The sequence below is a fragment of the Stappia sp. MMSF_3263 genome (assembly GCF_030733745.1).
GTDB lineage: Bacteria > Pseudomonadota > Alphaproteobacteria > Rhizobiales > Stappiaceae > Stappia.
In genome coordinates, this window is record NZ_JASHIK010000014.1 from 35,906 (window position 1) to 56,274 (window position 20,369).

Below are 20,369 nucleotides of genomic sequence, written 5' to 3' on the forward strand. Positions count from 1 at the left end.
GGACCTCATCTCAGACCCGTGCCTCGAACACCTCGCGCGCGGCGTTGAGCCCGTTGATCGCCGCCGGCAGTCCGCCATAGACCGCCATCTGCCAGATCACCTCGAGGATCTCCGCCTCGCTGGCGCCGGCGGCCAGCGTGTGCTCGATATTGACCTTGAGCTGCGGTTCGGTCTGGCCGCCCAGCGCGGTGAGCGCCGCGACGGTGCACAATTGCCGTGTCTTCAGGTCGACCGTGCCGCGCGCGTAATGGCGGCCATAGGCCCATTCGATCAGGCTTTCGGAAAAGCCCGGCAGCAGCGCATCGTAGCGCTCCGCCAACACCTGTTCGAGGTCGGGATTCAGTCGGGCCGCGAGGTCCCGCCCCTTTTCAAGAGCCGTGCTCATGACGCGGCCCTCCCGCGTGCGCCGGCAGGGGACGGGACGGCCACCGCCTCGGCAAGCGGCACGACCGGATCGGCCACCTCGCCGCTCTCGATCCGGCGGTAGAGGTCGACCTTCTCGTCGAGTAGCTTCAGCGTGTCGGCGAGCCTTTCCAGATCCGCCGCCACCTTGTCGCGGTGGCGTTCCAGCATCTCCCGCCGCTCGCGCACCGAGGCAACGCCGGGACGTGTCCTCAGGTCCGCGTAGCGCAGCCGTTCGCGCATGCCAAGGCCCGTCGCCTTCAGCCGGTCGAGGAAGCGCAGCCAGCCGAGGATCGCCTCGTCATAGACGCGGCGGCCGCCGCTGTCGCGCAAGGGAGCCGGCACAAGCCCGATCTTCTCGTAATAGCGCAGCGTGTCGACGCTGAGGCCGGTGCGCTGCGCAAGGTCGCCGATCATCATGCCGCTTCCTCCGCCGTGGAAACCCCGAAGGCCGCTTCCAGCGCGGCCGTGTCCTCGAAGAACAGGTAATGCGCGATCTTCCCGTCCGCGAGCTTCGCCCGCAAGGCCCAGGTCGAGACGAAGAGCCGTCCCGTGTGCCGGACGCGGTGGCGGAAGCGACCGGAGGCAAAACCCAGTGCCTCGCTCTCCAGCATCTCGTCGACCTCGAAGGCCTCGGTGTCGAAGGCCTTGCGCAATTCGCCAAGGAAGGCGCGCATGCCCTCGCGGCCGCGATAGGTGCCATAGATCGGCAGGCGCGGATCGGCCTTCCCCCTGACGCCGACAATGATGGCATCCTCCGCGATCATCGGCAGGACCCTGTCCGGGTCGCCGGACTTCAGGGCGGTGAAAAACGCTTCGATGACGCTCATGGCGCTGTCTCCTTGTGTGAACAGCGTCGCATCCTGGGAGCTGGAGCGCACTCCAGGTCAACAGGCTTTTTCAGAACTTTTCCGGCAAGCCCGCCGCGCCGGCAAAACCGGAGGAAAGAGTCTTGCCGCGCCGCGCTTTCCCGCCATATTGGGGTCCAGCCAGACCGTCCGCGACAGGCGCCCGCGCCTGTGGAACGCGGCCCCGCTCCAGCCGGAACACCCTGCCCCGCCGATTGCCCCGCTGCCAGCCGGCCGGGCCGGACGGCGCGCCTTCCCCCTTTGCGACATGCGGACCAGCCATGACCGAGACGCCCAAACCCGCCGTGACCATCACCTATTGCCGCCAGTGCAACTGGATGCTGCGCGCCGCCTGGATGGCGCAGGAACTGCTCTCCACCTTCTCCGAGGAGATCGGCTCGCTGACGCTGGTGCCGGGCACCGGCGGCACCTTCACCATCACCTGCGACGGCGCGGCCATATGGGACCGCAAGACGGACGGCGGCTTCCCGGAGGCAAAGGTGCTGAAACAGCGCGTCCGCGACCTCGTCTGGCCGCAGATGAGCCTCGGCCACAATGACGGGCACAAGGGAGAGGAGTGAGGGGGAGAGAGGCCTGAGGGGGCAAGAGGCAAGACGCGCGCCTTGCGCGCACCTACCGAACAGGAAGCTCCCTACCTCCCCTGAACGCCCGTGCCTCAGTGAGCAGTTCGTCCCAATCATCGGGCGGATGCCCCCTGCCGAGGCGCTTACGGAAAACCTCATAGGCATCCGTCCTGCTGCCATACGCGCGCTTCGTCGTCCGGTCGTTGACCCATGCATAGATGATGATCTTGCGGGCCGCGTCGAAGCGGAAGAACAACCGGTATTGCTGAAAGAACTTGGCCCGGCGCCAGTGACGACGTTCCTTGCCGATCGTGTTTCCGAGACGGTATTTCTCATCGGCAGGGTTGGCCGGAATGTCCTCGGTGGTGAGCTTCAGGATTGCGGCGAGGAGCTTGGTTTCCGCCTTTGACCGGTAGCCTTCCGGGTCCTTTTCGGCGAGGTTCCTGACTGCCTCCGTTGATGCCTCAAAGGCCTCCTGAAAGGCGGGATGCTGAAGCAGCAGCCAGCAGTTCACCCTCAGCGCACCTTCGGGCCGCATCCTGCGTCAGTCGTCTTCGAGCGGCGCGTCGAGGTCGATCTCAACGCCGCTCACAAGCTCCTGCGCCTCATCAATCAGCGCGGCGGAAAGCGGGGTGACCCGACCCGGATGGCGGATCATGTCCTTCTCGACAAAGTCGAGAAAGGCGGCAACCACCGGATCGTCGTCCGCGCCGCCCTCAACCTTCTGCAGCAGCACCTCGCCGTCGCGAATGACATAGCGAACCTTGTCGCGCTTGCCGAGACCGAGCGCTCGCCGCACCGCCGAAGGCACCGTGTTCTGATATTTGTCGGTAAGAGTCGCCTCGAAGGCGAGTTGCTCGGCCATGGCTTTTCTCCGGGCGAAGGGCGATGTTAATGTAATGCAGATGCATTACCAGCGTCAAGCATCACGGCCACCGGCCGGCCACGCTCCAATGACCCCGGCCCGCATCCAAGCTATTGTCACCACAACCGCTTTCGGCCTACTTCTTGAGACAGGAGGAGCAGGCTCGCATGGCTCAGGCGGTTCTCTATCACAAGCTTGACAGCGTCTATGACGACATCACCGGGAAGCAGTACCATTTCCCGAAGATGTATCTGAGCCGTATCGAGCAGACGGTGGGCGACTGGATCGTCTATTACGGCCCTGTTCCGAAGGAAAAGGGTCGCTTCTACTCCGGTATCGCCAAAGTGGTATCGGTCAGGCCCGACCAAAAACAAGACAACCACTTCTACGCCGAACTCGACGGGTATCTCGATTTCGATCGTCTCGTCGACTACGCGGAAAACGGCGGCTTTGAGAAGAAGATGTTCCGAGCGGACGGGTCGGTGAACGGTGGACGATCGGTCCAGGCCGTCCGTCTCCTGGAACCCTCCGAGTTCGCCGCCATCATTCATGCGGGGCTTGCCAATCCGGACGAATGGCCGGACCGGGTCGATCCGCCCGAAGCCGCCAACTCCATACCCGGCTTCGGTGATGTGGCACAGGCTCCTTTTATCGGAGAGGAGCAGGAACGACCGATCATCACGCAACTGCTCAACCGACCGTTCCGGGATGCAAAGTTCCGCCAGAACATTCGCAAGATCTATGATCGGACCTGTGCCTTCACGGGCCTGCGCCTGATCAATGGCCATGGCCGTCCCGAGGTGGAGGCCGCCCATATCCAGCCCGTGGAACACGGCGGATCGGATTCGATCCAGAACGGTATCGCCCTGTCAGGAACCGTCCACTGGATGTTCGACAGGGGCCTGCTGTCGCTGGGCGACGACTTCAGCATTTTGCCATCGCGCCATCTGAACTACGATGTTTCGCATCTTCTGCACAAAGACATGACGGCACGCGTGCCGGAAGCACCGCATCTACGCCCTCATCCGCACTATCTCGCCTGGCACCGCAACGAGATCTTCAAACACTGATCCCCCCTCCTGACACCGTTGTGTCAGCATGGTGCGGGATTCCGGCGGACAAAGCCGGAACGCGGGGTTTCCGAAACCGGGCTTTCGGACCATATTGCCGCCATGGCCAAGCGACCCTCGTCTTCCTCCCCCGACCTTTCCGCCAAACGCGCCGACAGCAAAGGCGACGGTGACGCCCTGCCGTCCGCAGGCGGAGCAGGTGCCCCCCCGGCGCCGGAGGGCTTCGGCGAGGCACCGCAGGCGGCCTTCGAGGGCACGCCCCTGTCGGGATCCGTGTCCGACTGGGCCCGGCAGATCGAGGAGGATGTTCCGGCGACCAAGGCGACGCCGGCCACGGCTCCAGCGAAAGGGACGGCCGACAAGGGCAAGGACGTTGGCAACAGCGGGGGCAAGGGCGCGACCAAGGCGGACAAGCCAGCCCGCAGCGCACGCGGCACGTCGATGGGCTCCTCCAGCAGTCCGCGCGAGCGCGCCGCCGGCGGACTGAATCCGGTCGCCGGGCTCGACATGAGCCTGGAGGAGGCCGAGGCGCTGCTGGCCAGGCAGGTGGCCGAGACGAAGAAGGCGCGCAAGGGCGGCAAGAAGCCGCCGCCGGAAATGTCGGACGGCACCACCGGCCATACGGCGACGGTGCAGGCGCTGACCGACCTGATCACCTCCGGCAACCCGCTGCACAAGAACGGCGAGGCCTGGGTGCCGCACCGCCCCTCGCGGCCGGAAAAGTCGGAAGGCGGCATCCCGATCAAGCTCGTTTCCGAATACGAGCCGAAGGGCGACCAGCCGACCGCCATCGCCGACCTTCTCGACGGGCTCGCCAATGACGACAGCACCCAGGTGCTGCTCGGCGTCACCGGCTCGGGCAAGACCTACACGATGGCCCAGGTCATCTCCCGCACCCAGCGCCCGGCGCTGATCCTGGCGCCGAACAAGACGCTGGCCGCCCAGCTCTATGGCGAGTTCAAGAGCTTCTTTCCGGACAACGCGGTCGAGTATTTCGTCTCCTATTACGACTATTACCAGCCGGAAGCCTACGTTCCGCGCACCGACACCTATATCGAGAAGGAAAGCTCGATCAACGAGCAGATCGACCGGATGCGCCACTCGGCCACCCGGTCGCTGCTGGAGCGCGACGACGTCATCATCGTCGCCTCGGTCTCGTGCATCTACGGCATCGGCTCGGTCGAGACCTACACGGCGATGACCTTCGCCATCGAGGTCGGCGAGCGCATCGACCAGCGCCAGTTGCTCGCCGATCTCGTCGCGCTGCAATACAAGCGCAACGACGCCGCCTTCCAGCGCGGCACCTTCCGGGTGCGCGGCGACACGGTGGAGATCTTCCCGGCCCACTACGAGGACAGTGCCTGGCGCATTTCGCTGTTCGGCGACGAGATCGAGTCGATCACCGAGTTCGATCCGCTGACAGGGCAGAAATCGGCGGAGATGAAGAGCGTCAAGATCTACGCCAACTCGCACTACGTGACGCCGAAGCCGACGCTCAACCAGGCGATCAAGTCGATCAAGGCGGAGCTCGTCCAGCGGCTGGAGGAACTGAACGCCCATGGCCGGCTGCTGGAGGCGCAGCGGCTGGAGCAGCGCACGCTGTTCGACCTGGAGATGCTGGAGGCGACCGGCTCCTGCGCCGGCATCGAGAACTACTCGCGCTACCTGACGGGCCGCGCGCCCGGCGAGCCGCCGCCCACCCTGTTCGAGTATCTGCCGGACAACGCCCTCGTCTTCGCCGACGAGAGCCATGTGACCATTCCGCAGATCGGCGCCATGTATCGCGGCGACTTCCGCCGCAAGGCGACGCTGGCCGAATACGGCTTCCGCCTGCCCTCCTGCATGGACAACCGGCCCTTGCGCTTCGAGGAGTGGAACGCGATGCGGCCGCAGACGGTCTGCGTGTCGGCCACTCCCGGCTCCTGGGAGATGGAGCAGTCCGGCGGTGTCTTCGCCGAGCAGGTCATCCGCCCGACCGGCCTCGTCGACCCGCATATCGACATCCGCCCGGCCAAGACCCAGGTCGACGACCTCCTGGGCGAGGTACGCGCCGTCGCGGCGAAGGGCATGCGCACGCTGGTCACGGTGCTGACCAAGCGGATGGCCGAGGACCTGACGGAATACCTGCACGAGAACGGCGTGCGGGTGCGCTACATGCATTCCGACATCGACACGCTGGAGCGGATCGAGATCATCCGCGACCTGCGTCTTGGCGCCTTCGACGTGCTGGTCGGCATCAACCTGCTGCGCGAGGGGCTCGACATTCCCGAATGCGCGCTCGTCGCCATCCTCGACGCCGACAAGGAGGGTTTCCTGCGCTCGGAAACCTCGCTGGTGCAGACCATCGGCCGCGCCGCGCGAAACGTCGACGGCAAGGTGCTGCTCTATGCCGACCGCATCACCGGCTCGATGGAGCGGGCGATCGCCGAGACCGACCGCCGGCGCGAAAAGCAGGAAGCCTACAATGCCGAGCACGGCATCACGCCGGAAAGCGTGCGCCGCTCCATCGGCGACATCCTGCAGTCCGTCTACGAACAGGACCACGTCACCGTCGAGGCGGGCTTTTCCGAAAGCGGCAATCTCGTCGGCCACAATCTCAAGGCGCATATCCAGGACCTGGAAAAGCAGATGCGCGAGGCGGCCGCCGATCTGGAGTTCGAGACCGCCGCGCGGTTGCGCGACGAGGTCAAGCGGCTGCAGGAAACCGAACTGGCGCTGGCCGACGACCCGCTTGCCCGCCAGTCGGCGGTGGAGGACCGCAGCGGCGGCTATCGCGGCGAGAAGAAATATGGCGCCAGCGCCAATGTTCCCGCCAAATCGAAGGCGCGCAAGAACACGCTCGACGAGATGACCGTCGGGCGCACCGAGGTGCCGATGTCGAAGGGCCCGTTGCCGCAAAAGCCCGGCGGCAGCCCGGAAGACGACGTCAGGCCGGTGGCGCGCGGCAAGATCGGCGCGGGCTCCTACGAGGACCCGGGCGAGGAACGCCGCCGGGGCGGCCGCTCGAAGAAGAGCGGACGGCCGGGAAGATGAGTGGCGGATGATCTCCCCGCCCCTGTCCCTCAAGACCACACCCCTGGAGAACGCCGACGGGCACGACCAGGGGCATGGCGAACCTTGCCGTGTCTGCCTCGCCCGCGCCTGCCGTCCGTTCCAGACAGTCGGTGGCACCGACTACTGGCGCTGCGAGACCTGCGAGGCCGTCCTTGTCGGGCGCTCGAAACTGCCCACGGGGGCAGAGGAACGTGCGCATTATCTCACACACCAGAACGACCCGCAGGACCCCGGATACCGGCGTTTCCTGTCAAGACTGGCCGACCCCTTGCGGGAACGACTGAAACCCACAAGCCGTGGTCTCGACTTTGGATCGGGGCCGGGATCCGGCCTTGCGGCGATGTTGCGCGAAGACGGCCATCAGGTCGCTGCCTATGACCCATTCTTCGCGCCGGATCGAAGCGCGCTTGCCGAGCGCTACGACTTTGTCGTTTGCAGCGAGGTCGTGGAGCATTTTCACCAGCCGGCACGCGAGTTTGCCCTTCTCGACCGGCTGTTGAAGCCAGGCGGCTGGCTCGGCCTGATGACGTGCTTCCGAACGGAGGACAGCCGCTTTGCCAACTGGCATTATCGCCGGGACCCGACCCATGTGGTTTTCTACAGGGAGGAGACGCTGCGATACCTCGCCGCGCTCTTCGGGTGGTCATGCGAGATCCCTCGCAAGGACATCGCGCTCATGCGCAAGGCCTTTTGAAACGGGAGATCTGGCATGATGATCGCTGGAGTCCGGGGGCAGTCGACTTTCCTGTCGGGAGCGCTCCCGCGCCTGCGCGAGCCGGCTTTTGCAACAGCACTTTTCAGAAAGGGTTTGGACGGATGAAGATGTTCAGGACCACCGGACTGCTCGCGGCCTTCGCCGCTTTCCTTGCCCTCGGCGGCATCTCGCCGGATGGCGGGTTCCAGCTGTCGCCGCCACCCGCGCAGGCCAAGGTCAAGCTCAACCAGTACGAATATTACGGCTGCACCTACAGGCTGCACCACTTCCGAAGGGAACTGCAGACAAAGAAATACGCCGCCTTCGCCAAAGGCCGCGCCTTCACCATCACCGGGATGATGGGATGTGGCATGACCTGGAACGAAAAGAGTCAGGCTGCGGCGGACAAGGTCGCGATCGCGAAATGCCGCAAGGTGGCGAAGAACCCCGACAAATGCTACGTGTCCGACCGGACGAAATAGCCCCTCACCCCGGCACCACCGGCAGCACGAGAAACAGCAGCACCGCGACCGCGAAAGCGGCAAGCGCGAGCGCGTAGAGGCGGACGATGCCGCGCCGGGCCGGTTCGTGATCCGGGCCGAAGCCGTTCGGACGGAAGATGCGCAACCAAAGGCGAACGCCGTCCAACGGATTGAACGCGGCGTCCTCCAGCAGGCGCAGGCGGCGGGCGAAGAGCAGCGTGCGGACATAGCCGGCCACCATCAAAAGCAGGGCCAGCGTCATGAAGGTCATGAAGACGAGGTGGGGTCCTGTCACAGCTTGCATCCTTGCTTGCAGAAGGTGAAAGCAGAGACGAACGGCACCTTCCGGCTCCCGGCCCTCACCTGTGGCGTCACCCCTGCCCCCAAGCACCGGCACCGCGCCTGAAGGCGGCGCCCGCCCGGAACGCGTCGGGACACAACATGCATGTCCTTGCAGCGTAGCACCAAACGGCCTGCCCCTGCCCTCGTTCCGCACCGACACGGAACCCGGCCCTTGGATGGCCGGGGTCGCGAAATCTTTACATCTCGCATGGCAGGTTTGGCGCGGGCAGCGACTATGCAGGCGGTTTCGGGGCGACCGCACGACGGACGGAAGGACAGATGGCCATGCAACCAGCCACCTCAGGGCAGACTGAAGGTGCCACCCAAACCGCCGGCGATCTGATCATCGAGCTGCCGGTGCGCTTCGTGCACCAGCTGTCCGCAGCCGAAACCCTGGACGACGTGCTCGACACCGTCGCGCAATGGTCGCGCGTCGTCTTCAATGCCGATCGCGCCACCATCGCGCTGGAGGACACGCCCACGCATCTCAAGCTGATCGCGATGCAGGGCAACAATGCCATACCGATCGACATGCCGGTGCCGATAGAGGGCACGATGATCGGCCGCGTCTTCACGCAGCGCCGCCCCGAGATCTGCCCCGACTTTTCAACCTCCGGCGACCTCGACTGCGCAATGCTGAAAGCGAAGGGGCTGCAATCCTGTCTGGACGTGCCTCTCGTGAGCGGCAACCAGTGTTTCGGCACGATGAATGTCGGCGATGTGGAGAGACATGCCTTCACGCAGGCCGACATGCACCGGCTTGAGGCAATGGCCCACTGGGTGGCGGCCAGCGTCCGCATTCACCGACAGGTGGAGCGAATGGCCGTGCTTTCAGACACGGATCCTCTCACCGGCACCTACAACCGGCGCGCCTTTGGGCGGATCTTTGCCGAACTGATACGGGAACGCAAACCGGGTTCGGGCACCCTCGGCGTCGCTCTGATCGATCTCGACCATTTCAAGGAGGTCAACGACACCCATGGCCACGAGGCTGGCGACAGCGTGCTGGTGCGGGTCGGCGAAATCCTGCAAGACGCTGTCCGAAAGGGTGACCTGGTGGCGCGGATGGGCGGCGAGGAGTTCTGCCTCGTGATGGACGATATCGATCGCGAGGGCCTGCAGGCCGTTCTGGACGACATCATCACGGCGCTGCGCGACACCGTCCTGCTCGGGTCAGGGCGGCCGATCACCGTGACCGCGAGCATCGGCGCCCTGTTGATCGAGGACGGCACTGCCGATCTCGGTCTGCTGATGCGCCATGCGGATGCGGCCATGTACCGCGCCAAGGAAGCAGGGCGCGACCGGATCGAGTTCACGCAACCCGGCAGACCTGCCTGACCTTGTCGGCAACACCCTCTCCGTGCGACCTTGCCCGCCCGCGCGGCATCGTCCGGCGCGACCTTCATGCGGAGAGGATGACAGTGAAGATCCGACATGCGCCCCGCCGCCTCGCGCCGCTTGCCGCCGTACCGCTCGCCGCCGCGCTCGCGCTCCTGACTGCGCCCCTTGCCGCCCATGCCCAGCCCCTGCCACCTTGCGCTGTCGGCGGGGCATCGTCGGTGATCATCAACGGCCGGCCGGCGCTGCGGCTTTCCGATGTTGCGACCTGCCCGGCCGGCATGTTCGAGCCGGTGCCGGGGATTTCCATCGAGGGTCAGCCTGCGGTGCGCTTCGTCGCGCCGGTGAAGGGCTGCGTCGCGGGCGGATCGGCCGACGTGATCATGAACGGCGCCCCGGCAACGCGTGGCGGCGATGCCGTCTGCCCGCCGGGCTGAGATCGCCGCCAGGCGGTTCGCGCGCGGGCCGGCTGACGTCCACGGACCCGGCGCGCCGGCTGTCTCCGCAAACGCGAAGCGCCGGACTGTTGCCAGCCCGGCGCTGCAATATCCCGACCGCGGACGCGTCCGTCGCGCACCGCCGATCGGCACGTCAGTCGATCAGTAGGTCATCGTCGGCGGCAGGTCCTTGGCCTGGGCCACCCACTTCTCCACCGCGGATTCGCTGGGAAGCTGGCGAACGAGTTTCTTCTCCTCGTTCACTTCCGCCATCTTGGCGTGGAGATTGGCCGCGTTGCGGTGCTTCAGTTCCTTGACCGTGTCGACGCCGGCGGCCTCGAGCAGTTCGGAATATTCCTCGCCGACGCCGCTGATGCGCATCAGGTCGGCCATATTGCCCCACTTCAGGATGCGCTTGTCGTCAATGCCGGTTTCCTCGGCCAGCGCCTTGCGCCCCTTGGGGTCCTTGGCACGCTCCAGATAGGCTTCCGTCGTCTTGATGCCGATAGCCTTCAGCTTCTCGGCATAGACCGGGCCGATACCCTCGATCTCGTCAATGGAATAGGACATCTCGCATCTCCACAATGACCCGGCGCACCATGCCGGATTTCAAAACGACCGGACGATGCCGCCCGGCTTCACAACACCCGGCCTCACAACACCTGGCCAAGGCCCGGAATGGCGTCGACCACCTGGTCAACCACATCGGCTCCCGCCCTCTCGCGGGCGATGCCGACAAGCTCGCGCGTTACCGTCTGCACCTGGCCCATGTCGAGGCCGGCGCTGGTCAGCTCGTTGAGCGCCGCCATGGCGCCCATGCCGCCGCCGAGACTGCCGCCGAGCTTGCCGGCAAGGCCGCCGAGAAGACCGCCCGGCGCATCCGTGCCGGCGACAAGGTCGCGGGCGCCCGGCAACGCGTCCAGCAGCTGGCTCACCTTGTCCTGCGGTCCGTCGCGATTGAGGAAATTGAGAATGATGCCCACCGCCTCGCGCGCCAGGTCCTCGTTGATTCCGGCCGCGGCGGCAATCCGCCTGATGATCTCTTCCATTCTTCCCCCTTGGAATCGAAAGAAAGTGTCAGTCCAATCTGACACGAGAGCCGGGCCGTTCACAACCGCTATACAGAGCCCCATGCGCGCGTTACATGACAAACGCGCACTTGCCGCGACGGGGCGCGCGATCTTCAGGGCAGCGGAGGCGAGAAACGTGCAGGACGCAGACAGGATCTTCATCGGCGGTTCGGACAAGCCGGAATATCTGACGCTGAAGCTGGCCAACCGGCACGGGCTGATCACCGGCGCCACCGGCACCGGCAAGACCGTCTCTCTGCAGATCCTCGCGGAAGGGTTTTCCAATGCCGGCGTGCCGGTCTTCTGCGCCGATGTGAAGGGCGATCTTTCCGGCATTGCAGCGCCCGGCGAGAAGAAGGACTTCCTGGAAAAGCGCGCCGCGCAGATCGGCTTCACGCAGGATTACATCTACGAGAACTTCCCGACGATCTTCTGGGACCTGTTCGGCGAACAGGGTCATCCGATCCGCGCCACCGTCTCGGAAATGGGGCCGCTGCTGCTGGCCCGGCTGATGGACCTCAACGCGACCCAGGAAGGCGTCCTCAATGTCGCCTTCGAGTTGGCCGACGACGAGGGCCTGCTGCTGATGGACCTGAAGGACCTGCAGGCGCTGCTCGCCCATGTAGCGGAGCGCGCCTCGGAACTGTCGCGGGTCTACGGCAACGTCTCCAAGGCCTCCGTCGGCGCGATCCAGCGCCAGTTGCTGGTGCTCGACCGGCAGGGCGGCGATGCCTTTTTCGGCGAGCCGGCGCTCGACATCCGCGACATGATGCGCACCACCCGCGACGGGCGCGGCGTCGTCTCGGTGCTTGCCGCCGACAAGCTGATGGGCGCACCGCGCCTCTACGCCACCTTCCTCCTGTGGCTGCTGTCGGAGCTGTTCGAGGAACTGCCCGAGGTCGGCGACCCTGAAAAGCCGCGCCTCGTCTTCTTCTTCGACGAGGCGCACCTGCTGTTCGCCGAGGCGCCCAAGGCGCTTCTGGAAAAGGTCGAGCAGGTGGTGCGGCTGATCCGCTCGAAGGGCGTCGGCGTCTATTTCGTCACGCAGAACCCGCTCGACGTGCCGGACACGGTTCTCGCCCAGCTCGGCAACCGGGTGCAGCATGCCCTGCGCGCCTACACCCCGCGCGAGCAGAAGGCAGTGAAGGCGGCGGCCGAGACCTTCCGCCCCAATCCCGACCTCGACACGGAACGCACCATCATGGAACTGGGCGTCGGCGAGGCGCTGGTCTCGACGCTGGAAGGCAAGGGCATTCCCTCCATCGTCCAGCGCACGCTGGTCCGCCCGCCCTCCTCCCGGCTCGGCCCGATCAGCGACGCGGAACGGCGCGAGATCCTGGCGGCGAGCCCGGTCGGCCATCTCTACGACCAGACGGTGGACCGCGATTCGGCCTTCGAGGTGCTGAAGCGCCGGGCCGAGGAAGCGGCGCGCATGGAGGCGCGACAGCAGGAACGCGAGGAACAGGAGACCGCGCGGCGCGGCGCGCCCCGGCGCACGCGCTCCGGCTTCGAGATCCCCGATTTCGGCCTCGGCGACCGCCCGGCGCCTTCGCGCAGCCGGACGCGCAGCAGCCGCTCGCGCTCCGACAGCGTTGCCGACGCGGCGGTGAAGTCGGTGGTGCGCTCGCTCGGTTCGGCCCTCGGCCGGGCCCTGGCACGCGGCGTCCTGGGCTCGTTCAAGCGCGGCTTCTGAGCAGCGTAGGGGACATCGCCGTGCAGCGCGCCGTGCCGCGCGACGGAGGTTCCAAACCGCTGCTGCGCCTTGCCACGCCTGCCGTTCTGTGTCCTTCTAGGCGTCCTCATTCGCGCCGCCGGAGATTGCAAGAACCGGTCGCCGCACCCTTCACAGCGGAGCTTCCCCATGTCCGATCTCGACCGGGTCCTGTCTCGAATCGATTCCGATTTCGACAATTCACTCGCCCGCCTCTTCGACCTCTTGCGCATCAAGAGCATCTCCACCGATCCGGCCTTCAAGGCCGACTGCCGGCAGGCGGCGGACTGGCTGGCGAGGGAACTGACCGCGCTCGGCATCGATGCGGACGTGCGCGACACGACCGGCCACCCGATGGTCGTCGGTCATCGAAAGTCCGAGGACAAGGATGACGGCAAGACCGGTCCGCATGTGCTGTTCTATGGCCATTACGACGTGCAGCCGGTCGACCCGCTCGACCTGTGGGAGCGCGATCCGTTCGACCCGGTGGTCGTGACCCGCGAGGACGGCTCGAAGATGATCGTCGCGCGCGGCGCCGCCGACGACAAGGGCCAGCTGATGACCTTCGTCGAGGCGGCGCGTGCCTGGATCGCGGAGACCGGGGGCCTGCCTGTCCCCGTTTCCGTGCTGCTGGAGGGCGAGGAGGAGTCCGGGTCGCCCTCGCTGCATCCCTTCCTGACCGCCAACAAGGACGAGCTTGCCTGCGACCTGGCGCTTGTCTGCGACACCGGCATGTGGGACAGCGAGACGCCGGCCATCACCACCATGCTGCGCGGTCTGGTGGGGGAGGAAATCACCGTCACCGCCGCCGACAAGGACCTGCATTCGGGCATGTATGGCGGGGCGGCGCGCAACCCGCTGCATGTCCTGTCCACGGTTCTGGCCGGCCTGCATGACGAGACCGGCCGGGTGACGCTGCCGCATTTCTACGACGGTGTCATCGAGATGCCCGAGGACGTGCGCGCCCTTTGGGACAAGCTCGGTTTCGACCACGAGGCCTTCCTGGGCGGCGTCGACCTGAAACACCCGGCCGGCGAGGCAGATCGCGGCGCGCTGGAGCAGATCTGGACGCGGCCGACCTGCGAGGTGAACGGCGTGTGGGGCGGCTATACCGGCGCCGGCTTCAAGACGGTGATCCCGTCCCAGGCCCATGCCAAGGTGTCCTTCCGCCTCGTCGGCGACCAGGATCCCGACCAGATCCGCCTCGCCTTCCGCACCTATGTGCGCGAGCACCTGCCCGACGATTGCACGGTCACCTTTGCCAAGCACGGTGGCAGTCCGGCGCTGCGCCTGCCGTTCGATAGCGACGCGCTGGCCAAGGGCCGCAAGGCGCTGGCCGACGAGTGGGGCCGCGAGGCGGCGCTGATCGGCTGCGGCGGCTCGATCCCGATCGTCGGCGATTTCAAGACCATGCTCGGCATGGATTCGCTGCTGATCGGCTTCGGCCTCGACGACGACCGGGTGCACTCGCCCAACGAGAAATACGAGATGACGAGCTACCACAAGGGCATCCGCTCCTGGGCGCGCGTCCTCGGCGAGCTGGCGAAGGGCTGAGCCGATGAAATCCATCTGCGTCTTCTGCGGTTCCAGCATGGGCGCGAAGCCCGCCTATCGCGAAGCGGCGGTGGCGACCGGCGAGGCGATCGCCCGCTCCGGTCGTCGCCTCGTCTATGGCGGGGCCAGGGTCGGGCTGATGGGGGCGGTCGCCGACGGGGCGCTCGCCGCCGGCGGCGAGGTGATCGGCGTGCTGCCGATCGCCCTGCAGGAAAAGGAACTGGCCCATACCGGCCTGACCGAGCTGCACGTCGTCAAGTCCATGCATGAGCGCAAGGCGATGATGGCCGACCTTTCCGGCGGTTTCATCGCCCTTCCCGGCGGCGCCGGCACGCTGGAGGAGCTGTTCGAGGTCTGGACCTGGGGCCAGCTCGGCTATCACCGCAAGCCTTGCGGCTTCCTCAATGTCGACGGCTTCTATGACGGGCTGCTGACGTTCCTCGACCTGCAGCGGGACGAGGCGTTCGTGAAGCCGGAAATGCGCGACATGGTGCTGGTGGCGGACAAGCCGGCCGCGCTCCTCGACCTGTTCGAGGGCTACACGCCGCCGGCGACGCCAAAATGGATCGAACGCTCCGAGACGTGAGCGGCCACGCGAACGGACCGGGAGAGCCCAGCTCTTCCGGCCCCTATTCCTCGGGCTCGGTCTCGAAGCGCAGCGGAAACCCGTGCGCCTTGGCGGCATCGGTCGCCCGGCCCGCCTTGGTCTCGGCCACGTCGCGCGGAAAAACCGCAACGACGCAGAGCCCCAGCTTGTGGGCGGCCAGCATCACCTGGAAGGCTTCGTCATCGCTCATGCGGAACTCCGCCTTGAGCACGGCCACGACGAATTCGCGCGGCGTGAAGTCGTCATTGACCAGCAACACCTTGTGCAGGCGCGGCCGCTCGGTCCGGGTCTTGCGCTCCGGCTTCAGGATGGTCGACTTGTCGCTCATGATTGCGCTTTTTACCACAGGGCGCGGCGGCATGCATCCATCCCGCGTCGGTGCTCTTGCGCTCTTGCCTTCCCGGGCCAAAGTGCCTACCTCCGCGTGATGCTGAAAAACTCCTCATCCCCCGCCGCCGACGCCGCTCCCCGGGCCTCCGCTCCCCGCGCTGAAAAGCGCGACACGACGCACGAGATCCACGGCATCACCCGCCACGATCCCTATGCCTGGCTCCGGGCCGGAAACTGGCAGGAGGTGATGCGCGCGCCCGACACGCTCGACGCCGACATCCGCGCCTATCTGGAGGCGGAAAACGCTCATCTGGAAGCCGGCATGGCCGACACGGAAGCGCTGCAGGGCACGCTCTTCACCGAGATGAAGGGCCGCATCAAGGAGGACGACAGCTCCGTCCCCTCGCCCGACGGCCCCTTCGCCTATGGCGTTTCCTATGTCACCGGCGGCCAGCATCCTCGCCTCGTGCGCATGGCCCGCGAGGCGGCGGACAAGGGCGGCGAAGCCGAGGAAGTGCTGATCGACGGCGACAGTGAAGCCAGCGGCAAGGCCTATTTCCGTCTTGCCGGCGCCATGCACTCGCCCGACCACTCGCAGCTTGCCTGGGCCTTCGACGACAAGGGATCGGAATTCTACACGCTGCTGGTGCGCGACCTGAAGAGCGGGCGCGACCTCGACCAGCGCATCGAGGACACCGGTGGCGGCGGCGTCTGGTCCGCCTGCGGACGCCACATCTTCTATGTCCGCCTCGACGCCAATCACCGGCCCTCCAAGCTCTTCCGCCACGAGGTAGGATCCGACCCGGCCGGTGACGTACTGGTCTACGAGGAAACCGATCCCGGCTTCTTCATGGGCGTCGGCAAGACCCAGTCGGGCCGTTTCATCACCGTAGACATCCACGACCACGAGACCTCGGAAGTCCGCCTGATCCCGGCCGGAGACCCGACCGCCGAGCCGCGCCTCGTCGCACCGCGCGAGACGGGCACCGAGTATTCGGTCGAGGACGACGGCGCCGGAACGCTGTTCATCCTCACCAATGCCGGCGGCGCCGAGGATTTCCACATCGTCACCGTCGACGCCGAGACGGCGCTGGCAGCACCGGGGCGCGATGGCTGGCGGGACGTTGTCGCCCACCGGTCCGGCCGGCTGATCCTCTCCCACACCGTCTATGCCAAGCACATGGTGCGGCTGGAGCGCGAGGACGGGCTGCCGCGCATCGTCATCCACCGGCTCGCCGATGGTCTCGAACATGCGATCGCCTTCGACGAGGAGGCCTATTCGCTGGGCATGTCGGACGGCTACGAGTTCAACACCAACCGGATCCGCTTTACCTATTCGTCGATGACGACGCCCGGCCAGGTCTTCGACTACGACATGGAAACCCGGGCGCGCACCCTGCGCAAGACGCAGGACGTGCCCTCCGGCCACGATCCGGCCGACTATGTGACCCGCCGCATCCACGTGCCGGCCGAGGACGGGGAGAGCGTGCCGGTCTCCCTGCTCTACCGCAAGGACACGCCGCTCGACGGCTCCGCCCCCTGCCTGCTCTACGGCTACGGCTCCTACGGCATCGCCATCCCAGCGAGCTTCAACACCAACTGCCTGTCGCTCGCCGACCGCGGCTTCGTCTACGCCATCGCCCATGTGCGCGGCGGCAAGGACAAGGGCTTTCGCTGGTATGCCGCCGGACGGCGGGCGGAGAAGGCCAACACGTTCACCGATTTCATCGCCGCCGCCCGGCATCTGGTGGCTGAGGGCTTTACCTCCGCCGACCGGATCGTCGCCCAGGGCGGCTCCGCCGGCGGCATGCTGATGGGGGCGGTCGCCAACATGGCACCGGAGGCCTTTGGCGGCATCATCGCCGAAGTGCCCTTCGTCGACGTGCTCAACACCATGCTCGACGACACGCTGCCGCTGACCCCGCCGGAATGGCCGGAATGGGGCAACCCGATCGCCTCGGAGGCCGACTACCGCACGATCGCGGCGTATTCGCCCTATGACAACGTCACGGCGCAGGCCTATCCGGCGCTGCTTGCCGTCGGCGGGCTGACGGACCCGCGCGTCACCTATTGGGAACCGGCGAAGTGGGTGGCGCGGCTGCGCGAGTTGCGCAGCAACGACGCGGCGCTCTACCTGAAGACCAACATGGAGGCCGGCCATGGCGGCGCCTCCGGCCGTTTCGACCGGCTCAAGGAAGTGGCGCTGGTCTATGCCTTCGCGCTGAAGGTTACCGGCAGGGCGTGAGCGCCGCCGGTTGAGGCGAGCATGTCGTGGTGTCCACGGTGGTTGCCGGCGTCCCGACAGGAGGTTGCATGTCGCTGAAAATCGTCCGCCGCCTGCTTCCGGATTTCGGCACGACCTACGGCCCTTCCGGCGAGGGGCCGTTTCCCGCCATCATGGTCCTGCACGGCTCGGAAGGCGCGTGGTCGGGGTGGAGCCATCGCAACGCGGTGCTGCTCGCCGCCCACGGCTTCCTCGCCTTCCCCTTCCCCTATTCGAAGGGTGGCAACGCCTGGAATGCGGGCTCCATCGCCAACGTGCCGCTCGAGCGCACGGCCGAGGCGCTGGAGGCGCTGCGCGCCTTTGCGCCGGTGGGCGAAAAGGTCGGCCTTTACGGCGTCTCGCGCGGGGCGGAACACGCCCTGCTGCTGACCTCCCTGATGTTGCGCGACGGTGTCGGGAGCGTGCCGGACGCGATCGCCGTGCACAGCGCGCCCGATGTCATCTGCGGCGCCTTCGACGGACGAAAATGGCGCGATGCCGGCGACCCCGGCTGGCAACCCTGGGATCCCGCCGAACGCGCCTGGACCTGGCGCGGATCGAGCGACGACCTGCTTCCGACAATGCCGATCGAGATCGAGCGCTATGACGGGCCGCTGTTTCTCAGCCACGGCACCGCCGACCGTGTCTGGTCGGTCGAGATGACGCGCCGGCTGGCCGCACGGCTGCGTGCTCAAGGGCGGGAACCGGAAGTCCACTATCACGAGGGCGAGGATCACATTCCGCGCAGCGAGGCGGAAAACGGGCATCACGAGAAGCTGATCGACTTCTTCGGTCGGACCCTCGCCGCGTGACCACCGCCGCGCAGGCTACCGACCTACCGTCCGCAGGTTTTGATGCCGAGGAGCGTATAGGCCGGGCACCATTTCAGGAACGCCGTCAGAAGCGGCAGGACGCCGATCCAACCGACCCATTTCCAGTCGATGCCGTCCGGTCCGAACACCGCGAAGGCAATCAGCGCCAGGCCGACGACGATGCGGGCGATCCGGTCGGCGGTGCCGACATTGGTGGTGAAGATCGTCATGGCAAGAACACTCCCGTTGGGCCTGCCGCCACGCCGCCATCCTGCATGAGCGGGTTGCGGTCAAAGCCGTTAAATTTTCGATTATTCGAAAATAAAGAACCTCTCCTTGCCACACAAGCAATGCCCGCCGCGACAGATTGACAAGGCCTCTCCAGGCGGGGCATGCCGACGCATCGGCGCCATGGACAGGACCGCACGGCTCGCTTATGCCGGCGGGAGCCCTGCCGCCATCCCCTTCCCGCCCGGAACCTTGTCGTGATCCAGCCCGCACCGCCGTTTCCAACGCATGACCGTATGATCCACGCGCAGACGGGCGCCTTCTTCGCCCGGTTGTGGTGGGAGAATGCCGCTCTCGACGATGCGCCGCCGCCCTTTCTGCTGTTTCACGATTCACTTGGCTGCACGGATCTCTGGCGCGGCTTTCCGCAGGCGCTCGCCGCTGCCAGCGGCCAGCCCGTCATCGCCTATGACCGGCCGGGCTTCGGCCGCTCCGATCCTTTTCCCGGCCCGCTGCCGGCGGATTTCATCGCGGCGGAGGCGGAAGGTGTCGTGCCGCTGCTGCGCCGGCAATTCGGCTTTACCCGCTTCATCGCCTGCGGCCACAGCGTCGGCGGTGGCATGGCGGTGGAGACAGCGGCACGACATCCGCATGCCTGCCTCGTCGTCGTCACCATGGGCGCCCAGGCCTTTGTCGAGGACCGTACGCTGGCCGGCATCCGCACCGCGAAGGCCGGTTTCGGCGAAGCTGAAGGCCTCGCCCGGCTTGAGCGATACCACGGCGACAAGGCCCGCTGGGTGATCGATGCCTGGACCGAAACCTGGCTCTCGCCCGCCTTCGCCGGATGGACGCTGGATGCCGCCCTCGCCCGCGTCGCGTGTCCTGTCCTGGCGATCCATGGCGAGGCCGACGAATTCGGCTCGGCGGAACATCCCCGCCGCATCGCCGCAGGCCGGGGCCGGGCGGAGATCCTGGCCGGGATCGGGCACAATCCCCACCGCGAGGCCGAGGAGCAGGTGCTGCGACTGATCGGCGAATTCGTCAGCGAAGTCGCCGGCTGAACCGGACGACGCCACCTTCGACGCGAGCCGGCATCATCATTTGGCCCCGATCATTCTCCCTGATGCGGGCAGCGCAGTCCCGCCGCATCGCGCCAACGTGACGGCCTTGCCCATGGCGCGGCGGCCCTGCCCGCGCTATCTGTTCGGGACGGCGCCACCCAGGACAGAACCACTGGCGATCAAAGACATATCGAGGACATCATGCCCGTTTGCACCACGCCTTCCCGCAGGATCCAGCGCACCGCCGGAGCATGGCGCTCCATGTCGGTCGCGATGGCGCTGGCGGCTGCCCTGGCCCTTCCCCAGACCGCGTCCGCCCAGGCCGGTTTCTTCGGCCAGCTGCTCTTCTCGCCGACCTATGACGAGGACCACGTGCCGGACACCTATGGTTCGGAGGCCGACTGCCGCAACCCCTCGTCCGGCCCCTGGCGCGGGCTGATCGGAGGACGCAAGAATGTCGACCTGAAGACGTTGCAGTTCTCACGCGAGGGCTGCTTTCGCACCGAGGCCCAGTGCCGCGCCTTCCTCGACTATATTTCCGGTTTCCTGACGATGACCTTCACCCGCGAATGCCGACACCGCTGAGCCGGGCGTCCCCGCGGCATGCGGACATGAAA

Annotated in this window: 24 protein-coding genes; 14 read left to right on the forward strand and 10 right to left on the reverse strand. The window is 66.5% G+C overall.

The features are described from left to right. Positions 1 to 10: 10 nt before the first annotated feature. Genes RBB46_RS15580 through RBB46_RS15590 form a run of 3 tightly spaced genes read right to left on the reverse strand, consistent with a single transcriptional unit; the run spans position 11 to position 1,232 of the window. Positions 11 to 385: a carboxymuconolactone decarboxylase family protein gene (locus RBB46_RS15580; RefSeq protein ID WP_306029944.1), complete on the reverse strand. Its 375-nt coding sequence runs from the start codon at positions 383 to 385 to the stop codon at positions 11 to 13. Further along, positions 382 to 822 (reverse strand): MerR family transcriptional regulator, encoded by a 441-nt coding sequence (locus RBB46_RS15585; protein ID WP_306029945.1) that lies wholly within the window; start codon positions 820 to 822, stop codon positions 382 to 384. Before RBB46_RS15585 ends, RBB46_RS15580 begins: the two co-directional genes overlap by 4 nt. Further along, complete coding sequence (locus tag RBB46_RS15590) at positions 819 to 1,232, reverse strand: nuclear transport factor 2 family protein (protein WP_306029946.1); 414 nt, start codon at positions 1,230 to 1,232, stop codon at positions 819 to 821. Before RBB46_RS15590 ends, RBB46_RS15585 begins: the two co-directional genes overlap by 4 nt. Positions 1,233 to 1,531: 299 nt before the next feature. Between RBB46_RS15590 and RBB46_RS15595 the strand changes: the two genes are divergently transcribed. Continuing rightward, a complete protein-coding gene (locus RBB46_RS15595) occupies positions 1,532 to 1,831 on the forward strand; it encodes a SelT/SelW/SelH family protein (protein ID WP_306029947.1) in 300 nt (99 codons plus the stop codon). A 52-nt stretch (positions 1,832 to 1,883) separates the two neighbouring features. Here RBB46_RS15595 and RBB46_RS15600 read toward each other — a convergent pair whose 3' ends face one another. Both RBB46_RS15600 and RBB46_RS15605 read right to left on the reverse strand, forming a co-directional pair. Continuing rightward, positions 1,884 to 2,348 carry a type II toxin-antitoxin system YhaV family toxin gene (locus RBB46_RS15600; RefSeq protein ID WP_306029948.1) on the reverse strand — a complete coding sequence of 155 codons (465 nt, stop codon included), beginning with the start codon at positions 2,346 to 2,348 and terminating at the stop codon, positions 1,884 to 1,886. A gap of 30 nt (positions 2,349 to 2,378) precedes the next feature. Then, positions 2,379 to 2,699, reverse strand: a complete 321-nt coding sequence (locus RBB46_RS15605; RefSeq protein WP_306029949.1) for a type II toxin-antitoxin system PrlF family antitoxin — start codon at positions 2,697 to 2,699, stop codon at positions 2,379 to 2,381. A gap of 167 nt (positions 2,700 to 2,866) precedes the next feature. Between RBB46_RS15605 and RBB46_RS15610 the strand changes: the two genes are divergently transcribed. The 4 genes from RBB46_RS15610 (at position 2,867) to RBB46_RS15625 (ending at position 7,999) form a co-directional block, all read left to right on the forward strand. Then, on the forward strand, positions 2,867 to 3,769 hold the full coding sequence (locus RBB46_RS15610; RefSeq protein ID WP_306029950.1) for an HNH endonuclease: 903 nt from the start codon (positions 2,867 to 2,869) through the stop codon (positions 3,767 to 3,769). 102 nt (positions 3,770 to 3,871) lie between these two features. Continuing rightward, on the forward strand, positions 3,872 to 6,802 hold the full coding sequence (uvrB, locus tag RBB46_RS15615; protein WP_306029951.1) for an excinuclease ABC subunit UvrB: 2,931 nt from the start codon (positions 3,872 to 3,874) through the stop codon (positions 6,800 to 6,802). 7 nt (positions 6,803 to 6,809) lie between these two features. Then, positions 6,810 to 7,517: a class I SAM-dependent methyltransferase gene (locus tag RBB46_RS15620; protein WP_306029952.1), complete on the forward strand. Its 708-nt coding sequence runs from the start codon at positions 6,810 to 6,812 to the stop codon at positions 7,515 to 7,517. A 128-nt stretch (positions 7,518 to 7,645) separates the two neighbouring features. Beyond that, positions 7,646 to 7,999: a hypothetical protein gene (locus tag RBB46_RS15625; protein ID WP_306029953.1), complete on the forward strand. Its 354-nt coding sequence runs from the start codon at positions 7,646 to 7,648 to the stop codon at positions 7,997 to 7,999. Between the two features lie 4 nt (positions 8,000 to 8,003). On the opposite strand, the gene RBB46_RS15630 is transcribed toward RBB46_RS15625, so the two are convergent. Further along, positions 8,004 to 8,294, reverse strand: coding sequence for a hypothetical protein (locus tag RBB46_RS15630; protein WP_306029954.1), 291 nt, complete (start codon positions 8,292 to 8,294; stop codon positions 8,004 to 8,006). Positions 8,295 to 8,626: 332 nt separating this feature from the next. Here RBB46_RS15630 and RBB46_RS15635 point away from each other — a divergent pair, with 332 nt between their 5' ends. Beyond that, positions 8,627 to 9,679 carry a sensor domain-containing diguanylate cyclase gene (locus RBB46_RS15635; RefSeq protein WP_306029955.1) on the forward strand — a complete coding sequence of 351 codons (1,053 nt, stop codon included), beginning with the start codon at positions 8,627 to 8,629 and terminating at the stop codon, positions 9,677 to 9,679. Positions 9,680 to 9,756: 77 nt separating this feature from the next. After that, a complete protein-coding gene (locus tag RBB46_RS15640) occupies positions 9,757 to 10,116 on the forward strand; it encodes a PAAR domain-containing protein (RefSeq protein ID WP_306029956.1) in 360 nt (119 codons plus the stop codon). A 162-nt stretch (positions 10,117 to 10,278) separates the two neighbouring features. Here the strand turns inward: RBB46_RS15640 and RBB46_RS15645 are convergent, their stop codons facing one another. Both RBB46_RS15645 and RBB46_RS15650 read right to left on the reverse strand, forming a co-directional pair. Further along, positions 10,279 to 10,686 carry a DUF4332 domain-containing protein gene (locus RBB46_RS15645; protein WP_306029957.1) on the reverse strand — a complete coding sequence of 136 codons (408 nt, stop codon included), beginning with the start codon at positions 10,684 to 10,686 and terminating at the stop codon, positions 10,279 to 10,281. 83 nt (positions 10,687 to 10,769) lie between these two features. Further along, positions 10,770 to 11,165 carry a DUF2267 domain-containing protein gene (locus RBB46_RS15650; RefSeq protein ID WP_306029958.1) on the reverse strand — a complete coding sequence of 132 codons (396 nt, stop codon included), beginning with the start codon at positions 11,163 to 11,165 and terminating at the stop codon, positions 10,770 to 10,772. A 157-nt stretch (positions 11,166 to 11,322) separates the two neighbouring features. On the opposite strand from RBB46_RS15650, the gene RBB46_RS15655 reads away from it, so the two are divergent. The 3 genes from RBB46_RS15655 to RBB46_RS15665 all read left to right on the forward strand — a co-directional run bounded on the left by RBB46_RS15655 (position 11,323) and on the right by RBB46_RS15665 (position 15,037). Next, a complete protein-coding gene (locus RBB46_RS15655; RefSeq protein ID WP_306029959.1) occupies positions 11,323 to 12,879 on the forward strand; it encodes a helicase HerA-like C-terminal domain-containing protein in 1,557 nt (518 codons plus the stop codon). A gap of 168 nt (positions 12,880 to 13,047) precedes the next feature. Then, positions 13,048 to 14,451 carry a M20/M25/M40 family metallo-hydrolase gene (locus RBB46_RS15660; protein WP_306029960.1) on the forward strand — a complete coding sequence of 468 codons (1,404 nt, stop codon included), beginning with the start codon at positions 13,048 to 13,050 and terminating at the stop codon, positions 14,449 to 14,451. A gap of 4 nt (positions 14,452 to 14,455) precedes the next feature. Then, positions 14,456 to 15,037, forward strand: coding sequence for a TIGR00730 family Rossman fold protein (locus RBB46_RS15665; RefSeq protein WP_306029961.1), 582 nt, complete (start codon positions 14,456 to 14,458; stop codon positions 15,035 to 15,037). Between the two features lie 43 nt (positions 15,038 to 15,080). On the opposite strand, the gene clpS is transcribed toward RBB46_RS15665, so the two are convergent. Further along, positions 15,081 to 15,386 (reverse strand): ATP-dependent Clp protease adapter ClpS, encoded by a 306-nt coding sequence (gene clpS, locus RBB46_RS15670; RefSeq protein ID WP_306029962.1) that lies wholly within the window; start codon positions 15,384 to 15,386, stop codon positions 15,081 to 15,083. Between the two features lie 99 nt (positions 15,387 to 15,485). Here clpS and RBB46_RS15675 point away from each other — a divergent pair, with 99 nt between their 5' ends. After that, on the forward strand, positions 15,486 to 17,633 hold the full coding sequence (locus tag RBB46_RS15675; protein WP_306030024.1) for a S9 family peptidase: 2,148 nt from the start codon (positions 15,486 to 15,488) through the stop codon (positions 17,631 to 17,633). 68 nt (positions 17,634 to 17,701) lie between these two features. Further along, positions 17,702 to 18,463: a S9 family peptidase gene (locus RBB46_RS15680; RefSeq protein ID WP_306029963.1), complete on the forward strand. Its 762-nt coding sequence runs from the start codon at positions 17,702 to 17,704 to the stop codon at positions 18,461 to 18,463. Positions 18,464 to 18,486: 23 nt separating this feature from the next. Here the strand turns inward: RBB46_RS15680 and RBB46_RS15685 are convergent, their stop codons facing one another. Further along, a complete protein-coding gene (locus tag RBB46_RS15685; RefSeq protein ID WP_306029964.1) occupies positions 18,487 to 18,693 on the reverse strand; it encodes a DUF2892 domain-containing protein in 207 nt (68 codons plus the stop codon). Positions 18,694 to 18,987: 294 nt separating this feature from the next. On the opposite strand from RBB46_RS15685, the gene RBB46_RS15690 reads away from it, so the two are divergent. After that, complete coding sequence (locus RBB46_RS15690; RefSeq protein WP_306029966.1) at positions 18,988 to 19,752, forward strand: alpha/beta fold hydrolase; 765 nt, start codon at positions 18,988 to 18,990, stop codon at positions 19,750 to 19,752. Positions 19,753 to 19,953: 201 nt separating this feature from the next. Next, positions 19,954 to 20,337, forward strand: coding sequence for a hypothetical protein (locus tag RBB46_RS15695; protein ID WP_306029967.1), 384 nt, complete (start codon positions 19,954 to 19,956; stop codon positions 20,335 to 20,337). The last annotated feature ends 32 nt before the right edge of the window (positions 20,338 to 20,369 follow it).